The organism is Pseudoalteromonas sp. TAB23 (assembly GCF_000498075.1).
GTDB classification, from domain to species: Bacteria; Pseudomonadota; Gammaproteobacteria; order Enterobacterales; family Alteromonadaceae; genus Pseudoalteromonas; species Pseudoalteromonas arctica.
Genome location: NZ_AUTP01000176.1, coordinates 1 through 20704 on the forward strand (window position 1 = coordinate 1; position 20704 = coordinate 20704).

Here is a 20704-nt window from a genome sequence, read left to right on the forward strand (position 1 = left end):
ACTAAATAACGAAATTTTTGCCTTGTTATCGACACGATTTTCTTCCCTCAAAATAGATCACTTAATTAAGCGAATTGGTATAATTTCACCTCGTTTTTAACACAAAAAGCCCGAACACATGTTCGGGCTTTTTATTAAATTTTATCACTGTATTTATCTAAACGTTTGAATGAGCTTTAAGCGTATATATCAACGCCTATTAAATTTTGTACTTCGGCTCTGCGTTCTAAATTTGCAAATTCAGTATAAGTAGAAATCGCTTTGCTTACTTGAGCTGTCGGTTGGTCGTAAATTGTTTGGCTGTATTCATTGCTTTTAGCACTGCTTTTAAACAGTTGATTAGCCAGTTCGACGCCCTCGACACTGCTTTTTACATAATCGGTATTCGTTTTTTGAGCAGCCGGCTGGTCTAATAAACTCTGTGGTTTATTAGTAACAACTTTAGTAGGGCTAACCCTACCCGGAATATCTCCGGTAAAAAAACCTGAACCAATAGGCAGCGTCATTACGCGTCTCCAACCTTAATATCGCATAAAATTATGATTTAAAAACAACCAATTTGCAAATAATATGATTACTCACGTCCTGGTAGCTTTTTCCACGTTACCGTATCGCGCACATATTTAGGTTGAGCGTCACTCGCTTTTACAACGTCACCCGCTAAAAACGCGGCTTCAACATGCGCTAACATATAACGCGCATCAGGCAATGTAATATCAGTATTAATTGTCACGTTTTCAAAGTCATTAAGCGCATCAGGATAGGTTTTAAAGCCCGTGCCTACCGCTACAGATGGCTCATTGGTCGCTATATAATCATTGTTTAGTAAATCAGGTTTTATAACGCATTCTTGGTTAACTAAAAGCATTAGATTATTTTGCGCTTGGTAATGTGCAAAGTATATCTCCCCCATACGCGCATCTATGCTTGGATAAACACTCACACTACCGTTTTGTTCAAACGCTTGTTGCGCCATAATAGCCAAAGTAGACACACCTACAAGTGGCAAATTAGTTGAATACGCTAAACCTTGCGCTATTGCTACACTAATACGCACACCAGTAAAACTGCCCGGGCCTTGCCCAAAACCAATGACATCTAAGTCTTTTAATTTACAATTTGCTTTAGTTAATAGCTCATCCACAAGTGGAAGTATTTTTTGGCTATGTTGCTGCGGACATTCTTCAAAATGATGAAATGTTTGGCCCTGAAAATGTAAAACAATTGAAAGTGCTTCAGTTGAAGCATCAAGGGCAAGAATATTACTTTTGATCATTTTATTACTCTAATTAATTTGTTTTAAAAATGTATTGGCATCTTCTAAGCTTCGCGTGCGGCGCATCGGCGGTAAGCTTTTTAAAAATACTTGGCCATATTGGCGTGTAACTAAGCGATTATCGCATATTACAAGTACGCCTTTGTCTTTACTATCTCGAATTAAACGCCCTACACCTTGTTTTAGCGCAATAACAGCCTGCGGTAATTGTATGTGTGAAAAAGGGTCTTTTCCCTGCATTTGGCAATCTTGCATTTTAGCTTGAAGCAATGGATCGTCAGGGGCTGCAAATGGCAATTTGTCTATAATAACACAGCTTAATGTGCTGCCGCGTACATCAACGCCTTCCCAAAATGAAGCCGTGCCCAGTAATACAGCATTACCATGGCGAGTAAATTTCTCTAAAATAATACGCTTAGACATTTGCCCCTGCATATAAACTGGGTAGTCTATTTGTGTGGTGAGCCCTTCGGCAACTAAGTGCATCATTCGATAGCTCGTAAATAACACAAAACAACGCCCTTGCGCTGACTTTATAAGCTCAAGTGTTAATTTTACAATTGCATGGGGCATATTATCAGCGTGCGATTCAGGTAAGTAACGCGGTAAACACAGCAACGCCTGATTAGGGTAATCAAATGGGCTATCTACCATCATGCTTTGCTTTGGTTTTAAACCAAGGCTTGCATTAAAGTGCTCTAGTTTGTTGTCGACCGAAAGTGTTGCTGAAGTAAATACAAAGCCTGCGCCCGTATCTTGCATCATTTGAGCAAATTTAGCTGATACATTTAATGGCGTTATATTAATCGTTAAATAACGGCGCGTTGTTTCATACCAGTAACTAAAACCGGTTTGAGCTGTATCAAAAACCCGCTCTAACTGCCCTTTAAACGCAAGTGCACGTTCAAATGGATGCTCAATTTTGTCGCTTCTATCTAGGCAAAGTTTAAGTACTTGATAAACAAAATCTAAATCACTAATGACGCGGTGAAGCGCCGCGCATATTTGTTTATCACTTAACTTTTCTCGCCAATCGCCTCTACTGCCATCAACACCAAACTGTAATCGTAAATCAGCAACGCTTGTTTCAAGCTTATTTAAGCTTTTACCTAGCTGCAGCATATCGGGAATTTCGGCTCTATAAATAGCACGTAAATCATTAATTAAATCCACCAGCTTTTTAGTACTAATACTCTCACCAAAATAATCACTGGCAATTTCGCTTAACTGATGGGCTTCATCAAATATATACGCGTCAGCTTTTGGCATAAGCTCAGCAAAGCCACTTTCTTTTACGGCCATGTCGGCAAAAAATAAATGATGGTTAATCACAACTACGTCGGCATCGGCCGCAGTTAAACGTGCTTTGCGTATATAACAGCTTTCAAAATCTGGACACTCTTTACCTAAGCAATTATCGGCTGTTGAATTTACATAAGGCAGTACTTTCGCGTCATCTTCTATACCAATACAATCGGCTAAATCGCCCGATTGCGTTTCACTGGCAAACTTAGCCACCATCGCTAGTTGGTGCATTACGTCGGAGTCGTCAGTAGGTACATGCGCAACATGCTGATTAAGTCGGTAGGTACATAAGTAATTGGCACGCCCTTTTAATAAGGCGGTTTTTTTAGAAGCACCTAGTGCTTTCACTAATTGAGGTAAATCGCGGTGGTATAACTGTTCTTGTAAGGCTTTAGAACCAGTCGATATTATCGTTCGGCCTTTTGATTTAAGTGCAGGGGCTAAATATGCAAATGTTTTACCAGTACCCGTGCCTGCTTCAACAACTAATTGCGAACTGTTTTTTAATGCATCTGCAACAGCTACNACTGCCATATCAATTTGTGGTTGGCGAGGCGTATATCCATCTAACGATGACGCCAAAGGCCCGGTTGCACTAAACAGCTGTTTGATAATACCAATCACTTTAAAATAAATAATAGCGGGATTTTACGTAAGCAAAGCATTTAGGGCAAGTAATTACAAAATCGACTTTTATTTTATGATGCAACACACGTTTCAATAATGTGATTAACCACTAAAGTTTACAACAAACACTGTATTTATAACGTACATTTAATTTAATAATGACAATATTTACAAAGCCACATTTCCTATTAACTCTTACTAAAAACAATCCTCATTAAAAGCTATATTTAGGCATAAATACTGTGACTCTCAAATATTACAGGAGTAACATACGCGGGTTTATAATCCTCCTTTTTGTGTGTCGTTTAAAAAATAGTTAAGGTTAATCAATGAATGCTTGGTACCTCATTTGTTTTCTCTCTGCAATTGCAATTTTTATAGCCTTTGCAAACCAGTACATCCTCAAAATGCAAACTACCATTGCCATTACTACTGGCTCTGTGGTTATTTCTTTATTACTGATTATTGCAGTAAAATTATTAGGCGATCAGAACGCATTAGCAATGACCCAAATTGTTTCCAGTATTGACTTTAACGAGTTACTACTTAAAGGCATGTTGGGGTTTTTACTTTATGCGGGTGCGCTCGAAATAAACCTACTTGCCCTGCGTAAGCAGCGGTGGGAAATTACTGCACTGGTCTTGTTTTCAACCATTGCCTCCACATTTATAGTGGGTTATTTAAGCTTTTATTTATTTTCAGTTTTTGGTTTTGATGTCCCTTTTATTTATTGTTTACTGTTTGGCGCGCTTATTAGCCCAACCGACCCTATCGCTGTACTTGCTATTATTAAACAAATGCGAGCGCCAGAAGGCATCTCAGTTCAAGTAGAAGGTGAGTCGCTATTTAACGATGGTATTGGTTTAGTTATATTTACCACTATATTTTCTGTTGCTTTTTATGGCACAGATGCACAATTTGGTGACATAGCAGAGCTATTCTTTGTTGATGCAATAGGAGGCATTGCGTTTGGTTTAGTCATTGCATTAGTTGGCCACTTTTTAATTATTAATAGCCGCGATGTAAATATTCGCTTATTAATTACCTTAACTATCCCAACAGCAGGTTTTGCAGCAGCAAATATTTGGGAAATATCTGGCGCACTTGCCATGGTAACCAGTGGCATATTAATGGGTAACATTACTCGTACTAAAGCAACCGAGCGCACGGGCCCCGAAGACACCCGCTACGTAAAAGATTTTTGGCATGCAACCGACAGCTTTCTAAATGCTCTACTGTTTTTAATAATAGGTATGCTAATAGTCACTATGCCAATCACGCTTGGCGAAATTGGTTTAGGGTTATTAATGGTACCTGTTGTACTGCTAGCACGCTTTATAAGTGTAGGCGCACCATTTGTAATTTTTAAACACTTTAGAACTTACGATAAACACAGTGTTAAAATTTTGACCTGGGGTGGACTACGTGGTGGCCTTGCTCTGGCAATGGCGGCAGCAATCCCACGCGAGCAAGTTTTTGTAGGCGGTTCAGACCTACATAACCTAATCGTTATTGTTACTTACGTAGTGGTTATATTTTCTATTATTGTACAAGGCTTAACTATTTCGCCGCTTATTCAAAGCAGCATTAAGTCAGCTGAGCAAGCCAAGTAATAAATGCTTTGTCTGCAACACACCCAGTAACCAAGTTATTATAAAAATCACTTGGTTACTGTTACTCACGTGTTACAAAAACACTTTAAAGTTCTATAAATTGTTATCCTTTTTATTTATCTGCTTTGTTTAAATTAATCCGCTTGAAATGCAAATGAAAACAATTATAATTTTGACTTTTCCTCTACAGGGCTTTTCGATGTCCATAAATAATTCTCACATGTTTTTAAATTTTGTGTCTCTGAGCAAACGACAATTTCAATGTTTTTTTATGCTTTTTATAATGGTCATGGCAAGCTTTAGTGTTTCAGCCTCGCCTAATGAGCAAACAAAAATAAAACAAATTGCACAGCTTGCAGAGTATGTAGGTGTTGATTACGTGGCAGCTGTTGGGAATGGTGAAATACTTGATCCTGACGAATATCAAGAAATGACTGAATTTTCGCACGTTATTATTGAGCAAGCTGGACAGCTATCAAGCCAAACAAATGAGTTTGATACAGTAAAGGCACAAGCTAAAGCCCTGCATACAGCGATTGCCAATAAAGCGAGTGTTGCCGATGTACGTGCAGCAAGCTCTGCGCTTCGTGAGTCGCTACTTACCTTTATGCCGCAACTATCGTTACCTACATCACTACTTCCTGTTGAGCAAACCAAAGCGCTTTTTTCTGCTAACTGTTCAATGTGTCACGGCCCTAGTGGTCAAGGCGACGGCCCGCTTGCAAAAAACTTATCGCCAGAGCCTACCAACTTTACCGATGAAGAACGCGCAACTAACCGCTCATTAATGGGGTTATTTGACGCTGTAAGTAACGGTATTAACGACACGCCAATGGTTGCTTTTACTCAATTTAATGAACAACAACGTTGGTCTTTAGCTTTTTATGTAGGTAGCTTGGCATTTAAAGATGTTCAAAAACCACAAAATCTAGAGCAAAACATTACCGCTTCGCAGATTGTAAACTTAAACCCTGCACAATTATCGGCAGGTCAAAGTGAAGCACAAGCACATTACGTTAAATGGCTTCGTGGTAATCCAGAGCAACTATTTACCGGTAAAAAGAATCCGATAACGGTTACTCGCACGCAGTTACTTGCAGCACAAGCCGCGCATGCTAAAGGCAATTACTCACAAGCAAGTGATTTAGCAATTAGCGCTTACCTAGATGGCTTTGAGCTTGTTGAAAACAACTTAAATGCCTACGACGAAACACTGCGTAAAAACATCGAAGTACAACTGATGAACCTGCGCCAAACATTTAAAAACGAGAAAGATGCAGCCATCGTTGACGAAAAAGTAAGTGCAGCGCTAGCTCAACTCGCTAAAGCAGATAGCATGCTAAACGAAACCAAACTAACTGATGGTGCACTCCTCTCAGCGAGTTTAGTTATATTACTACGCGAAGGCCTAGAAGCACTCCTCGTTATTATTGCCCTTATGACCGTACTTATTAAAACTAAACGCCAAGACGCACTTAAATATGTACATGTTGGTTGGGTAACCGCACTTATTGCTGGTGGCTTAACGTGGGCTGCGGCGCAAACATTAATAGAAATAAGTGGTGCAAGTCGCGAAGTTATGGAAGGTGCTGGTGCATTGTTTGCCGCTGTAATTTTACTTTATGTTGGCGTATGGATGCACAGTAAAACCAGTGCGCAGCAATGGCAAAAATACATCAAAGACAATATAGATAAGCGTCTTGAGTCGGGTACATTATGGGGTTTAGCAGGGCTTTCGTTTATAGCCGTATACCGAGAAGTCTTTGAAACTGTATTGTTCTATCAGTCTTTATTAACGCAAAGCTCGCCTGCCCAATATTCATCTATTGCTTCGGGTTTTGCGATAGCTGTAGCAATACTGGCTATTATTACGTGGGTATTAATTAAGTACTCAATTAAATTACCGGTTGCTAAGTTTTTTGCCATTACCACTTACCTATTATTTGCACTCTCGTTTGTGCTTATGGGCAAAGCCGTTATTGCATTACAAGAGGCCGACATAATAGGTATTGCGCCGCTACCAATGAGCTTTGATATTGCATGGCTTGGTATAAAATCAACATGGCAAGGTATTGTGGCTCAAATATGTGTGTTCGCTATATTTAGCTTTTATATATTTAAAAGCAAAAACCAAGAGTAATACCAATCTGCTTAAGAGTTTAAGCTAATTGGCATAAGCAAAATACATAGTAAAAAGGCCCGCAAGGGCCTTTTTGAGTTAATTGCTTATGTATTTAGTAAAGTTGGTATTATCAAGCCCATGTATCTAAATGGGTGTTTTCGTCATCATCTAGGTTGGACTTTTTTTTACTATTTTGATCATCAAGCATATTGAGCTTTTTCTTTTTTTGTAACTCACGCCTTTTTTTATTCTCTAGTTCAACTTTTTCAGCGGCAGCCCCACTTTGCACACCCGCAATATGAAAAGCACTTTTTGACTCAACTTCTAGCCTAGTTATTCTTCCTAAATAAGGGATCATAATATCCATAAGTACTTCCTTATTTTTTCATTTTATTCATTAACCATTTGGTTTGAGTAATAAACAACCAATTGTTGGCGAAAATTGCGCTTATTATCTTAATATTATCGACAGTTATAACATATGCTTTAATTAAGCTAAAAAAAACTTGCCATAATATAGCTGTTTATGTTTTTATGAATGCGAAATTTATTTAAACAGATAACAACTGCACGTTAACAAAACAACGGGCAGTTACATAGGATAAAAAATGCGCTTAAACCTGACAACAGTACATCATCACCACCATTCACCGGAATAACCTGTCAGGTCTTTCGCTGAGAGGTTATTCCTAAAAGGAACCTCTGGCGATTCAAATAACATTGATTCATTTTCGCCCTGAGGTTCCCCTCGGGGTTTTTAGTTTTTAAATTAAAGGAAAATGAATAATGAACAACAGTAATCGTCTACGTATCGCCATCCAAAAAGGCGGCCGCCTATCTAAAGATTGTCAAGATCTGCTTAAACAGTTAGGTGTTAAACTTAACCTTCGTGAACAACGCTTAATTGCACACTCAACTAATATGCCAATTGACGTACTACGTGTGCGCGATGACGATATTCCGGGTTTAGTAATGGACGGTGTATGTGACTTAGGCATAGTTGGCGAAAACGTACTTGTAGAAGTTCAAGCAGAACGTGAACGACAAGGTGTTCCAAGTGAAGTAACCAAACTTTCAAAACTAGACTTTGGTTACTGTCGTCTTGCACTTGCATGGCCACAAGAGCTTGGCGCTCGCGATAAGAGCTGGTTTGAAGGCAAACGTATTGCGACTACCTACCCAGAAATTTTAACTCAGTGGTTAAAGCGCGAAGGCATTAACGCAAGTACAGTAATGCTTACGGGTTCTGTTGAAGTAGCGCCGCGTGCAGGTTTATCTGATGCAATTTGTGATTTAGTATCTACTGGCGCAACACTTGAAGCTAACGGCTTAATTCAAGGCGAAACAATTTTAGAATCAAACGCGTGTTTAATTCAAAATAAAGATCTTCAAGATGCTGACAAACTAGCACTAATCAATAAGCTTATGCCGCGCCTACGTGGTGTTAGACAAGCTAAAGAAAGCAAATACATCATGCTACACGCACCAAAAAACAAACTTGATGAAATTTGTGAAATTTTACCAGGTTCTGGTCAGCCTACTCTACTTGCCCTTGCTGGTAACGATGAATACGTAGCACTTCACATGGTAAGCAGCGAAACATTATTTTGGGAAACAATGGAGCAGTTAAAAGCCCTAGGCGCTAACTCTATTTTAGTTATGCCAATTGAAAAAATGATGGAGTAAGTGCCATGCTTCGTTGGAATGAGGAATCTTCACAAGTACAAGCAGCGGCGCTAATGCGCCCTGCAGTTTCTGCCAGTGCCAAGGTTGAAGCTATATGCAAAACTATTTTAGCTAACGTAAAAGAGCAAGGCGATGAAGCCTTACTTAGCATGGCTAAAGAGTTTGATAATAGATCTAATCCTCGCTTATGTGTTCCGCTTGATGAAATTAACGCATCAGAGCAAGCACTGAGTGCAGAGCTTAAATACGCAATTGATACCGCTTATGCAAACGTTAAACGTTTTCACGAAGCGCAATTGCCAAAAGATATTAAATTATCGACCCAACCAGGCGTTGTATGTGAACTGAAATATCAAGCCATCGAAGCAGTCGGTATTTATGTACCCGGTGGCAGTGCTCCACTGCCATCGTCGGTTATTATGCAGGGTGTGTTAGCGCAGTTAAGCGGCGCAAAAACCGTTGTACTTGCTACACCGGTACAAGGTGATAAAGCGATTAACCCTGCTATTTTATATGCAGCTAAGTTATGTGGCATTACTACATTAATAGAAAGTGGTGGCGCAGGCGCAATTGCAGCAATGGCTTATGGCACCGAATCGGTTCCTAAAGTGAACAAAATATTTGGCCCAGGTAATAGCTTTGTAACAATGGCTAAACAGCTCGTTGCGCAAACTATTCCAGGTATGGCAATTGATATGCCAGCAGGTCCGTCTGAAGTACTTGTTATTGCAGATGAACGTGCAAACCCAGAATTTATAGCCGCCGATTTACTCTCACAAGCAGAGCACGGTGCAGACTCGCAAGTTATTTTATTATGTAACAGCGAGAGTATTATAGAACAAACTCAGCAGGCACTTACACGCCAGCTGGCTAATTTGAGCCGCAAAGAAACAGCCGAGCAAGCGCTCGCTAATTCTTCACTTATTTTAGTTGATTCAATTGAGCAAGCATTTGATGTATCTGCGCAGTACGGACCAGAGCACTTAATTTTACAACTAGGCGATGCAACACCTTACCTAGATAAAGTTAAAAACGCAGGCTCAGTATTTGTAGGTGACTACACGCCAGAATCTGCAGGCGATTACGCATCGGGTACTAACCACGTGTTACCAACATATGGTTATAGTGCAACTTACTCGAGCTTAAACTTACTTGATTTTTTTCGTACATACACAGTGCAAACAATTACTAAAAGTGGTTTAACGCAGCTTTCAAAAGCTATTTTACCACTTGCAGATGCAGAAGGCCTTGATGCCCACGCTAATGCGGTTTCAATTCGTTTAGAGGCAATTAAAAATGAGCAATGAGAGCGCACAAGCGTCTAGCTTATTACCTAAAAATATTGCAGCCCTTGCTGCATACAGCTCTGCAAAAAGTGAAAAGCTAACCGGTACTACGTGGCTAAATGCTAACGAAAGCCCGTATGCTAGAAATCTTGAACTGAGTATTGAGGATTTAAATCGCTACCCCGATCCACAACCGCAACTGGTTATTGACAGGTACGCCGCTTATACAGAGCTTGAAAGCGAAAATATATTAATGACGCGCGGCGCAGATGAAGGCATTGAGCTTTTAGTGCGCACATACTGTGAGCCAGCTAAAGATAGTATTGCGCTATTTTTACCAACCTACGGTATGTACAAAGTTACCGCCGATACACACAACGTTGGTATTAACGCGCTTACCCAAGAATTATTATTAAGTGGCAGTGCTGACGAAATAGTCGCAGCTGTTGGCAGCTCAAAACTAGTATTTATTTGTAACCCAAATAATCCAACGGGCAGCCTAACACCACTTGATAAAGTAAAAGCGATTGCTACAGCACTTGCGGGTTCTGCATTAGTTATTGTTGATGAAGCCTATATAGAGTTTTGCCCAGAGCAAAGCGCGACTAAGCTTATTAATGAGTTTAGTAATGTAGTGGTTTTGCGTACGCTTTCTAAAGCCTTTGCGCTAGCGGGGCTCAGAACGGGCTTTACGCTTGCACAAGCGAGCGTACTAGCGCCAATTCGTAAAGTCATTGCGCCGTATCCGGTATCGGGCGTAGTAGCAAGTATTGCAGCGCAAGCAATTGCACCTGATGCAATTACATCAATGCGCCGCCAAGTTACTATTTTAAATAGCTTAAAAGCTAAGTTAGTGGATTGGCTAAACGCATCCCCTGCTGCATTAAAAATTCTCACTGGTGAAGGTAACTTTGTTACTTTAAAATTAGCCGATAAAAACTACTTTAAAATTGCACTTGAGCAAGGTTTGGTTATGCGCGCTTTTACGCTATACGGTGAAGACGACTGGCTACGAATTTCAATTGGCAGTGAACAAGAACTTGAACAAGTAAAAATTTGGTTAGATGGCTTACAAACGCCGGCTACCACAGCATCTTTAGCAGGAAACGAAGTATCATGAGTAACCCCTATTTATTTATCGACCGCGACGGCACTATTATTGAAGAGCCAATTACCGACAAACAGGTAGATAGCCTTGAAAAGCTAGCATTTTTACCTGGCGTTATCCCTGCGTTGTTACAATTACAAGCTGCAGGTTACCGTTTAGTTATGGTATCTAACCAAGATGGTTTGGGCACAGATAGCTTCCCTACTGCTGATTTTGACATAGCACAAGACAAAATGATGGACATAATGCAAAGCCAAGGCATTAGCTTTGACGAAGTATTAATTTGCCCTCACTTTAACGAGCAAAACTGTGATTGCCGTAAACCTAAAACAGGCTTACTTACCGAGCTTATGCGCTCAGGCAAAGTAGATTTAGCACGCTCTTTTGTTATTGGCGACCGCGAAACTGATATTGGCCTTGCTCAAAACCTATGTTGTGAAGGCATTTTATACGACGGCGATTGGAGTGCAATAGTAACAAAATTGACCACTGCAAACCGCGAAGGTCGTGTTACACGAAACACTAAAGAAACCCAAATTGATGTAGCCATAAACTTAGATCAAACTAAAAATGGCAGCATAGACACCGGTCTTGGCTTTTTTGATCACATGCTTGATCAAATCCGCACGCACGCAAACATTGGTTTAAACATTAAAGCCAAAGGTGATTTACACATAGACGAGCACCACCTTGTTGAAGACATTGGTATTGCCTTAGGTGTCGCACTTAAACAAGCCCTCGGTACTAAATCGCAAATTGCGCGCTATGGTTTTGCTCTTCCTATGGATGAGTGTAAAGCTGAAGCACAAATTGATTTATCGGGCCGTGCATCATTTGTATTAAACGCTAACTTTAGCCGCGAAAAAGCCGGTGATTTAGACGTACAAATGGTTGAGCACTTTTTCAAAAGCTTAAGTGATAACGCCGCTATTAGCCTTATTTTATCGGTAAGCGACGGTAACTGTCATCACCAAGTAGAAGGCTTATTTAAAGCGTTTTCACGTGCACTTCGTATGGCAGTAGCACAAGACACGACCCAACAAACAGCCAGCTCTAAGGGATGTTTATGATTGCCATAATTAATACCGGTTGTGCCAATATAAATTCAGTACGTTTTGCGTTTGAACGCTTAGGGCAAACGCCAACAGTAATTACTTCACCAGAGCAATTAGCGGGTTTTGAGCGCGCTATATTACCAGGTGTAGGTCACGCATCGGTTGCTATGAAACGCCTAGTCGATAACGGCTGGCAACAAGCTATAAATGAATACCAGCGCCCGCTTATGGGTATTTGTTTAGGTATGCAGTTACTGTGCGAAAGCACCGAAGAAGGTAACGTACAGTGCCTAGGTAAAATACCAGGGCAAGTAAAAGCGCTTGATGTAGGCAATTTAACGTCGCCGCATATGGGTTGGAATAACTTAAGCGTTAATAAAGAGCATGCATTAACTAAAGGGCTGACGCTCGATGAGCAAGTGTATTTTGTTCACAGCTTTGCGCACACCGTAAACGACGCCACACTAGTGAGCGGCAAATATGGTCAAACCTTTTCAGCCATTGTTGCTAAAGACAATTACGCAGGCATGCAATTTCACCCAGAGCGCAGCGCAAAAGTTGGCGCACGTTTATTACAAAATTTTGTTGATTGGCAGTTATAAGCTGCCCATTAACTAACAAAAAAGAGATTATTTGTGATTATTCCAGCATTAGACGTATTACAAAATCAAATTGTGCGCTTGTATCAAGGTAAATACGACACAGCACAGTTTTACCCTTTCGAACTTGGCGCGCGTTTAAAAGAATACGCCGACAGCGGCGCAGGTAAACTACACCTTGTTGATTTAGAAGGTGCACGCGATCCAAGTAAAAAGCAGTGGAAACATATTCAAGCTGCAACCAAAGCACTTAACGTACCATATCAAGTGGGCGGCGGTATTCGCTCAGAACAAGATGTAAGTGATTGGCTTAAAGCCGGTGCAAACCAAGTTGTTATTGGTTCAATGGCAGTAGAAAAACGCGAACAAGTAAAAGCCTGGATTGAACAATTTGGCGCAGAGCACTTTGTAATTGCCCTTGATGTAAATAAAACAGCCACGGGCTGGGCACCTGCTACACACGGTTGGTTAAGTGAATCTGAATTTGGTTTACTTGAGCTGGTAGATTTTTACGTGGGCTTAGGTGTTATTGACTTTTTATGCACGGACATCAGTAAAGATGGCACCATGACGGGTCCATCGTTTGAGCTTTACGAAGACTTAACTCGCCACAACAGCACAATTAAAGTGCAAGCCTCAGGGGGCGTAAGCTCACTTGACGACATTAAAAAGCTTAAAGAGCTAGGTGTAGGCGGCGTTATTTTAGGTAAATCATTGCTTGATGGCGCATTTAGCGTTGAGGAGGCATTGGCATGTTATCAAAACGCATAATCCCATGTTTAGACGTTAAAGACGGCCAAGTAGTTAAAGGCGTTAAGTTTAAAGGTCATGAAGTTGTTGGCGACATTTTGACAATGGCTAAAGCCTACAGCGAAGCTGGCGCCGATGAACTGGTTTTTTACGAAATCAGTGCAAGCGTTGAAAAACGCCTACTTGATGTAAACTGGGTAGAAAGTATAGCACGCAATATCGATATTCCATTTTGTGTAGCCGGCGGTATTAAGTCAGTGGCTGATGCAGCGCGTGTTTTAGAGCGCGGTGCTGATAAAATAAGCATTAACAGCCCTGCTATTGCACGCCCTGAACTTATTAAAGAATTACACGATGAGTTTGGCAAGCAATGTGTTGTTGTTGGCATAGACAGCTTTTTTGATGAAACGACTGGTGAATATTTAGTTTACCAATTAACTGGCGATCCTAATGCATCAAGCCGTACGCGTTATAAAACACAAGAATGGGTTAAACGCGTACAAGACTTAGGCGCCGGCGAAATTGTATTAAACTGTATGAACCAAGATGGCGTTCGTAACGGTTACGACAACGAGCAGTTAAGTAAAATTCGCGAGCTATGTCACATTCCTTTAATCGCCTCAGGGGGCGCAGGCACAATGCAAGATTTTGTTGATGTATTTAAACAAAGCAAAGTAGATGGTGCACTCGCAGCCAGCGTTTTTCATAAAAATGTGATTAACATTGGCGAACTAAAACAATTTTTAACCGATAACCAAGTGGCAGCAAGATTATGCAAGTAACACAACAAAACCAAGCTCAAGTCGATTTCGCTAAAAGCGACATGATCCCTGCTATTATTCAAGATGCTCGCTCGGGTGTTATTTTAATGCAAGGCTTTATGAACAGCGAAGCACTAAACGTTACGCTTGAGAGTAATAAAGTGACGTTTTACTCGCGTTCAAAATCGCGTTTATGGACTAAAGGTGAGTCATCAGAAAACTACTTAAACGTAGTATCTGTTCATACCGATTGTGACTACGATTCAATTTTAGTACTTGCCAATCCAGAAGGCCCAACGTGCCACTTAGGCACACAAAGCTGCTTTGGTGATGAAGCAAAACCAAGTTTAAGCTTTTTAGCACAGTTAGAAGATGTGATTGTAGCGCGTAAAAACGACGACCCTGAAAAAAGCTACACAGCGTCATTATTTGCAAAAGACTTAAGCCGTAGTTGTCAAAAAGTAGGTGAAGAAGGCGTAGAAGTTGCCCTTGCCGCTATGAAACACGATAACGATGAGCTAACAAATGAGTCTGCTGATTTAATTTACCACCTGACTGTATTGCTACAACGCCAAGGTTTAGCCCTTGAAGATGTAGTTAAATGCTTGCAAGGTCGCCATAAATAGCACCTGCTAAAGCAAATTGAAAAAGGCTCATATTTATATGGGCCTTTTTATTTTTACAGTAAATCACGTGTGATATAGTGCGTGGCTAAATTAATCGGTTACTGTGAACTATGAAAAACTATATTACTCCTTCTATTGTCGCATTTATTTTAGTTATCGCGTTTATTTTAGCGGGCTGTACCAGCAAAACTAATCAGACTACAACTACAACTACAACTACAGCAACCACTACTACAACGAATCAGTCTGTAAAAACCACAGTAACACCCGATGAATGCAGCACCATAAATAACCTAATAAGTGGTTATGAGTCTGGTTTTAATTCAATCAAAACAGATAAAGTAAATAACCAGTTTACTAATAAATGGCGTACTAATACTCATATTATTGGAGCAACCTGTACGGTTACTTTAAATAAGTCAGAGCAAGCAAGCTACCAATGCCAAACACCTGTTAAAACACAAACGCAAACAATAAAGTCTCATCAAAAACTGGCTAAGCAATTACGCCAATGCTTAACCAAAACAGGTTGGTTTGAAAGCCAAAAAGAAACAGCAAGTTCAATTTACAGCACCTTTGTACTTGATACTAAAACCCCTGTAATTACACTCTCTACCAATCAAGAAGGTAATGGGTTTTCTACTCGCTTTGAAATTGCTCCACCGTTAGGACTTTAATAATGCGCCAATTAAATCAAAACAAAAAACCATCTAAATTTAAAACCGATTGCCTAGGAATATGTGAAAGGCGCAGCGGTTACTGCACCGGGTGTGGGCGTACCAACGAAGAAATTTTTGATTGGATAATATTATCTGAAGATGAAAAAAAAGCGATTTTAGAAACACCACGAGCAGATGCTAACTCATAACAAATAAAGCCCCTAAATGTTAAAAGTAACAGTTAACTGATTAACTAAAAACTTTTTACTTGTTGTGGCTATTCATTTTAGTTGCGCTAATACAACTTTCGACTACTTGCTCAAATGAGTTATTAATATCTATATTTATAACATTGAGCTCATCTTCTTTTGGAACTTCTAGCGTTTCAAATTGGCTTTTGAGTAAATCAACAGGCATAAAATGCCCTTTTCTGTCCTGCATACGGCTTTTAACCAGTTCAAAATCACCATAAAGATGTAAAAAGGTAATGCCTATATTTCCGTCACATATTTGTTCTCGGTATTTCTTTTTTAATGCAGAGCAGACTATTACCGCAATTTCATTTTTCTTTTCAATGCTAAATGCAGCATCACGTATTCTTTCTAGCCAAGGCACACGATCAGCATCGTTTAAAGGCTGCCCAGATGACATTTTTAATATATTAGCCTTGGGATGTAAGTCGTCTCCGTCGATAAATTTAGCGCCAATGCGCTTTGCTAATGCATCACCCACACTTGACTTTCCTGTGCTTGAAACCCCCATTACAATATAAACACGACCTACATTTGTGTTACTCATGTATTTACCCTCGCCTTAATTTAATAATTAATTATTTTCAATGTATATATTATATTGAGTTACGGGTAACATGTTACCCGTAACAAATACGAAAGTGAAGTTAAACACACACTAAACATCATAATTCACACTGAATATAAGTAGGGAAAAATGTCAGATTTATCATTAATACTAACCGCGGCAGGCTCCATATTTTTATTGCTTTTCTTAGTAATGAAAGTACGACTACATGCTGTCGTCTCTTTAATCCTTGTTTCTATGATTGCAGGATTATTCTCAGGAATGAGCCCTGAAATAATTGCCGCTACAATTCAAAAAGGAATGGCCGGAACGCTAGGCTTTGTAGCGGTGGTGGTCGCTTTAGGCGCGATGTTTGGCAAAGTAATGGAAGAAACCGGTGCGCTGGATCGTATTGCCCACACACTTTTACACCGTTTTGGAGAAAAAAACGCTAATTGGGCGCTTACCTTTACGGGCTTTATTTGTGCCCTCCCCCTGTTTTTTGATGTAGCCGTCGTACTTTTAATCGGTATTGTTTTTGCAGTGGTAAGAAAAGGCGGTGGCAGCGTTGTTAAAATTGGTATTGGGCTACTTGCTGGAATAGCGTCTTGTCAGGCGTTTCTTATTCCTGCGCCAGGGCCGATTTTGGTTGCCTCTCAATTAGGCGCTGACTATGGTTATATGATTTTATTTGGCCTTATTGCTGCCATACCGGCAATGATTATAGGAGGTCCAATTTGGGGCTCTATTATTTCTAAATCTATTCATGTAGAACTCCCACAGCACGAACAAATCGACGATAACCAAAGAGTTGGTAAAGGGACGCCTAGTTTTGGATTAGCATTAGGTTTGATTGCTCTGCCATTAATTATGATTAGTTTAAATACTATTGGTAGCCGCTTTGTTGAAAAAGACTCTGATTTATATAATTGGTTAGCTTTTATAGGTCATCCATTTACAGCAATTTTAGTTGCCTGCCTAATGGCATTTTATTTGCTCGGCGCAAGGCGCGGTGTCCCTAATGCTAGAATCATGGAAATTTGTGGTAGTGCCCTACAACCTGCGGGAATTATTATTCTTGTCACTGGTGCCGGTGGGGTATTTAAACAAGTATTAGTTGATTCAGGAGTAGGTACGGCACTGGGTAATTACTTAGCTGGCTCAGGCTTACCGATTGTAATACTTGCTTTTGTATTATCAGCCGCTGTGCGGGTCATTCAAGGCTCAGCGACAGTAGCTATGCTTACAGCGTGTGGCTTAATTATTCCAATGCTTCAGCCTTTAGGCCTTGATGGAGCGCAGCTTGCCGCTGTCACTATCGCTATTGGTGGGGGATCTATTGTGCTCTCCCATGTAAACGACTCAGGATTTTGGTTAGCGAGTCGCTATCTCGGTTTGAGCGAAATGCAAACTCTTAAAACATGGACAGTTATGGAAACCATTATTGGTACTGTTGGCGCACTTGTCGCTATGATTATTTCTCTGTTTTTGTAAATTTACAGTGCGTAGAGCTATCACACATATAAAAATTACCTGAGCCTTTTGTTATTTAGGCTCAGGTAATTAAGCTCATGTAATTTGAGTATTTAAACACTTTTACCTAGATGAACTATATAACCAGTATCAATTACTTGCTTATAATTCATGCTAGCATCCAAATCGGAATCGGAATTAATCCGGCTCAACAACTCTCTTCCCGCAACATTACCTATCTGATAACGGGGGGTGATCACACTTGCTAATTGAGGCACCATTGCTTGGCCAATATCATGACCATGAAAACCCACAACCCCCATTTGGCTAGGCACTAAAATGTTGCTTCGCTGGCACTCAAAAATAGCCCCAATTGCTAAATCATCATTAGTACAAAACAAACAGTCAGTATTTGGGTAGTCAGTACGCGCTTTTTGTAAAAGTTCGGCGCCTAAACTGTAAGATGAAGCTTGATCAGTCATCACACTTTTAGGCGTAAAGCCTTTAGCTAACATAGCATCTGAATAACCTTGAAATTTTAGGCGTGTTCGTACATCGAGCCTCGCACCTATATATACAATATTGCGATAGCCTTTATTTAAAAGTGCTGTCGTCATATCAAAAGCGGCTTTAACGTTATCAAAACCAACCGCTTGCTGCATAGGAGAGTGATGAGTATCCATTATTTCAATCACAGGTACGCCTGACATTTCAATCATTTTTAGCGTTCTGTCTGTGTGTGTGGTTTCTGATAAAATTAAACCATCAACGTGGTACGACAATAAATACTCAACCCGTTTTTCTTCAATTTCAGGGTTGTAACCATAATGGGCCAACATTGTTTGGTATCCTGCAGGCCCTGTTACATCTTCAATGCCTTTTATAACTTGAGCAAATACGTGATTCGTTAACGATGGAACGAGTACACCAATAGAGTAGCTTTTAGCATTAGAGAGTAAATCTGGGGCTTTATTTGCAATGTAACCTAGCGTATCAATAGCTGCACTAATTTTAGTGCGAGTAGACTCTGATACTTTTTCGGGATTACGTAAATAACGACTCACCGTCATTTTGGTTACACCAACCGCATCGGCAATATCTTGAAGAGAAGAACGTTTGTTTTTTTTCATCACACACAATTAAATAAAATGTTACTTGTAACATACCAACTATTGCGAAAAATCACTACTTTTAGCCATTTTTATTTAGGTTATCGCTAAGCGATTACCCAAGAGATTTAAATAACCTAGATCTATTTTAATGAATAAAACTGTATTTGTACCAATAACATTAAACAGAGGCTCAGATACTCCGAGCCTCATCGTAATTAAAAACTTATAGCAATCTCAACAATTGCGAACCAGGTATGCCGCTTTGTGGTAATAACGCGGGGGTAACTGCAAATACTTCTGGAATTTTACTTTTAATTTCATCCATCTTTTTACGGTTATTTTGTTTATCATAAACATAATATTTAAGGATATTTCCGTATACATTGTCTTTTGCATCAACCTGCTCTAGGGTTTTTAACGCTTTATCGTAATCAGCAAGGTAAATGTATGCCAGTGCTAAGTTATCAGCAGAGCCAACATGTAGCTTCCCTTCAAGCTGTTTTGATAAATCTTCAAGTTCTGCAACAGCAAGCTCATAACGCCCTAGCTGTATATAGGCCGTTGCTAATGAATTTTTTAAAAAGTAAGGCGGGTTACTGCCCGGCTCGTACCATTTTTCGTAAGCACTCAGTATGTCATCATATTGCTCAAGTTTAGAGTAAACGTGATTTAGCAGCCTAAAGCTTTGTAGTTTGATTTCAGCTTCTTCAAAACCAGTAAGTTTGTCTCTATTCAAGTGCCAATCTTGAATGCCTTGCGCAGCTTGGCTTAACAGTTCAGGGTTATCACTTTTTGCCCCAGCAGCGCTTTTTAGAAGCTGTGCAAGTTGTTGTTTATATTCTTCACTTTTAACAGGAGCCTGAGACGTATTATTACTTTGCTGCTTGTTATCTGAACTACCGTCTACAATTTGCGCTGCAGCTAAAGCACTAAAAGACATTACCGCCGCAACCATAACCAAATATTTACTTTTCATTGTTTTTTCCTTGTTTAACATTTTGATCCTCTGAATATTAAAACTCTTAGAATGAGCAATATTCAAAAGTGGGGGGGTAAAAAAGTTAGGCGAGCTTTTAGCACTTTGCTCTTGTAGCAATAAACTGGCTAAATCCAATTGGTATTTACCTTTTAGCTTTTGCATACACAACTCATCACAGCTAAGTTCAAGTTGCTCTCTTGCTAAACCAGTTAACTTTAAGCAAATAGGATTCCACCAAAAAACGCTTTCTATAAAACAAATGAGCCACGTCCAATAAATATCACCTTGTTGTAAATGAGTTACCTCGTGTTGAATGACTGAATCTAATTCTTTACGGTGTGTCATCGTCGACTCTAACCAAATAACAGGCTTTATTAACCCGGTAGCAAAAGCAGGTTCTGTATGGGTTGTTAGTCTAATTGGATACTGATTGTTGATGTGGTTAAGTTCAGGACTTGGCTTTGAGTTAATGTATAAATTTTTTATAAGCTTTACATATAAGCCCACGCGTAATAAAAACAGTCCAAAACCAGCTAAAACTAAAACCATAAAAACAGTACTAAGTGATGGCAATAAGTCCCATATACTCATATCGCTTTGTAATTCGTCCTTAGTTGCTACTTGTTCAGCATTTGGTATTAATGCTTTAACATCGGGAATCAATTGCGCCACGTTAAATGTGTAACGATTTGCCCCTTCAAATAAGGATAACTGGGAAAAATATTGCCAAGGGACAAACCAACATGCCAAGGCAATCATTAAAATGTAAAAGTTTAATCGTGCTGGGGCATTTTTAAGCCCTTTTACTGTAAGCAAAATACATAAGCTAATAAGTGTGCAAGTTAGTAAATAATCCGTCATTACCCTCT

At 39.8% G+C, this 20704-nt stretch carries 20 protein-coding genes; 13 read left to right on the top strand and 7 right to left on the bottom strand.

Features of this window, described 5'->3' with window-relative positions; translation table 11 throughout:
* Nucleotides 1-176: 176 nt before the first annotated feature.
* From L654_RS0108355 to L654_RS0108365, 3 genes are all read right to left on the bottom strand, one after another.
* A complete protein-coding gene (locus L654_RS0108355; protein WP_007580633.1) occupies nt 177-506 on the bottom strand; it encodes a hypothetical protein in 330 nt (109 codons plus the stop codon).
* A gap of 68 nt (nt 507-574) precedes the next feature.
* Nucleotides 575-1276, bottom strand: a complete 702-nt coding sequence (gene tsaB / locus L654_RS0108360) for a tRNA (adenosine(37)-N6)-threonylcarbamoyltransferase complex dimerization subunit type 1 TsaB (protein ID WP_024607770.1) — start codon at nt 1274-1276, stop codon at nt 575-577.
* A gap of 9 nt (nt 1277-1285) precedes the next feature.
* Entirely contained in the window at nt 1286-3205 is a 1920-nt protein-coding gene (locus L654_RS0108365; protein WP_024607771.1) for an ATP-dependent DNA helicase, read from the bottom strand.
* Nucleotides 3206-3537: 332 nt separating this feature from the next.
* Here L654_RS0108365 and L654_RS0108370 point away from each other — a divergent pair, with 332 nt between their 5' ends.
* Nucleotides 3538-4821: a sodium:proton antiporter gene (locus tag L654_RS0108370; protein ID WP_024607772.1), complete on the top strand. Its 1284-nt coding sequence runs from the start codon at nt 3538-3540 to the stop codon at nt 4819-4821.
* 283 nt (nt 4822-5104) lie between these two features.
* Nucleotides 5105-6961, top strand: coding sequence for a cytochrome c/FTR1 family iron permease (locus tag L654_RS0108375; RefSeq protein ID WP_024607773.1), 1857 nt, complete (start codon nt 5105-5107; stop codon nt 6959-6961).
* A 112-nt stretch (nt 6962-7073) separates the two neighbouring features.
* Here L654_RS0108375 and L654_RS0108380 read toward each other — a convergent pair whose 3' ends face one another.
* The gene (locus L654_RS0108380) at nt 7074-7310 is read right to left on the bottom strand and encodes a hypothetical protein (protein WP_024594333.1); all 237 of its coding nucleotides are present in this window, start codon (nt 7308-7310) and stop codon (nt 7074-7076) included.
* 419 nt (nt 7311-7729) lie between these two features.
* On the opposite strand from L654_RS0108380, the gene hisG reads away from it, so the two are divergent.
* The 10 genes from hisG (at nt 7730) to L654_RS0108430 (ending at nt 15682) form a co-directional block, all read left to right on the top strand.
* Nucleotides 7730-8629, top strand: coding sequence for an ATP phosphoribosyltransferase (gene hisG, locus L654_RS0108385; RefSeq protein WP_007580644.1), 900 nt, complete (start codon nt 7730-7732; stop codon nt 8627-8629).
* Nucleotides 8630-8634: 5 nt separating this feature from the next.
* A complete protein-coding gene (gene hisD, locus L654_RS0108390) occupies nt 8635-9936 on the top strand; it encodes a histidinol dehydrogenase (RefSeq protein WP_007580646.1) in 1302 nt (433 codons plus the stop codon).
* Nucleotides 9926-11035, top strand: coding sequence for a histidinol-phosphate transaminase (hisC, locus tag L654_RS0108395; protein ID WP_024607774.1), 1110 nt, complete (start codon nt 9926-9928; stop codon nt 11033-11035). Before hisD ends, hisC begins: the two co-directional genes overlap by 11 nt.
* Nucleotides 11032-12093, top strand: a complete 1062-nt coding sequence (gene hisB, locus L654_RS0108400; protein WP_007580650.1) for a bifunctional histidinol-phosphatase/imidazoleglycerol-phosphate dehydratase HisB — start codon at nt 11032-11034, stop codon at nt 12091-12093. The genes hisC and hisB overlap by 4 nt, the downstream gene beginning before the upstream one ends.
* Entirely contained in the window at nt 12090-12680 is a 591-nt protein-coding gene (gene hisH, locus L654_RS0108405; protein WP_024607775.1) for an imidazole glycerol phosphate synthase subunit HisH, read from the top strand. The genes hisB and hisH overlap by 4 nt, the downstream gene beginning before the upstream one ends.
* A 33-nt stretch (nt 12681-12713) precedes the next feature.
* On the top strand, nt 12714-13448 hold the full coding sequence (locus L654_RS0108410) for a 1-(5-phosphoribosyl)-5-[(5-phosphoribosylamino)methylideneamino] imidazole-4-carboxamide isomerase (RefSeq protein WP_010552951.1): 735 nt from the start codon (nt 12714-12716) through the stop codon (nt 13446-13448).
* Entirely contained in the window at nt 13430-14209 is a 780-nt protein-coding gene (hisF, locus tag L654_RS0108415) for an imidazole glycerol phosphate synthase subunit HisF (RefSeq protein WP_024607776.1), read from the top strand. The genes L654_RS0108410 and hisF overlap by 19 nt, the downstream gene beginning before the upstream one ends.
* Complete coding sequence (hisIE, locus tag L654_RS0108420) at nt 14200-14814, top strand: bifunctional phosphoribosyl-AMP cyclohydrolase/phosphoribosyl-ATP diphosphatase HisIE (RefSeq protein WP_008138598.1); 615 nt, start codon at nt 14200-14202, stop codon at nt 14812-14814. Before hisF ends, hisIE begins: the two co-directional genes overlap by 10 nt.
* Before the next feature lie 110 nt (nt 14815-14924).
* Nucleotides 14925-15491 carry a hypothetical protein gene (locus tag L654_RS0108425; RefSeq protein WP_024607777.1) on the top strand — a complete coding sequence of 189 codons (567 nt, stop codon included), beginning with the start codon at nt 14925-14927 and terminating at the stop codon, nt 15489-15491.
* 2 nt (nt 15492-15493) lie between these two features.
* Nucleotides 15494-15682, top strand: coding sequence for a DUF1289 domain-containing protein (locus L654_RS0108430; RefSeq protein WP_002960277.1), 189 nt, complete (start codon nt 15494-15496; stop codon nt 15680-15682).
* Between the two features lie 55 nt (nt 15683-15737).
* Here the strand turns inward: L654_RS0108430 and L654_RS0108435 are convergent, their stop codons facing one another.
* A complete protein-coding gene (locus L654_RS0108435; protein ID WP_029753544.1) occupies nt 15738-16271 on the bottom strand; it encodes a gluconokinase in 534 nt (177 codons plus the stop codon).
* A 150-nt stretch (nt 16272-16421) separates the two neighbouring features.
* Between L654_RS0108435 and gntU the strand changes: the two genes are divergently transcribed.
* The gene (gene gntU, locus L654_RS0108440; protein WP_010552956.1) at nt 16422-17765 is read left to right on the top strand and encodes a gluconate transporter; all 1344 of its coding nucleotides are present in this window, start codon (nt 16422-16424) and stop codon (nt 17763-17765) included.
* Nucleotides 17766-17857: 92 nt separating this feature from the next.
* On the opposite strand, the gene gntR is transcribed toward gntU, so the two are convergent.
* Together gntR and L654_RS0108450 are read right to left on the bottom strand one after the other, a co-directional pair.
* Nucleotides 17858-18874, bottom strand: coding sequence for a gluconate operon transcriptional repressor GntR (gene gntR, locus L654_RS0108445; protein WP_024607778.1), 1017 nt, complete (start codon nt 18872-18874; stop codon nt 17858-17860).
* Between the two features lie 205 nt (nt 18875-19079).
* Nucleotides 19080-20696, bottom strand: a complete 1617-nt coding sequence (locus L654_RS0108450; protein WP_024607779.1) for a M56 family metallopeptidase — start codon at nt 20694-20696, stop codon at nt 19080-19082.
* Nucleotides 20697-20704 lie beyond the last annotated feature (8 nt).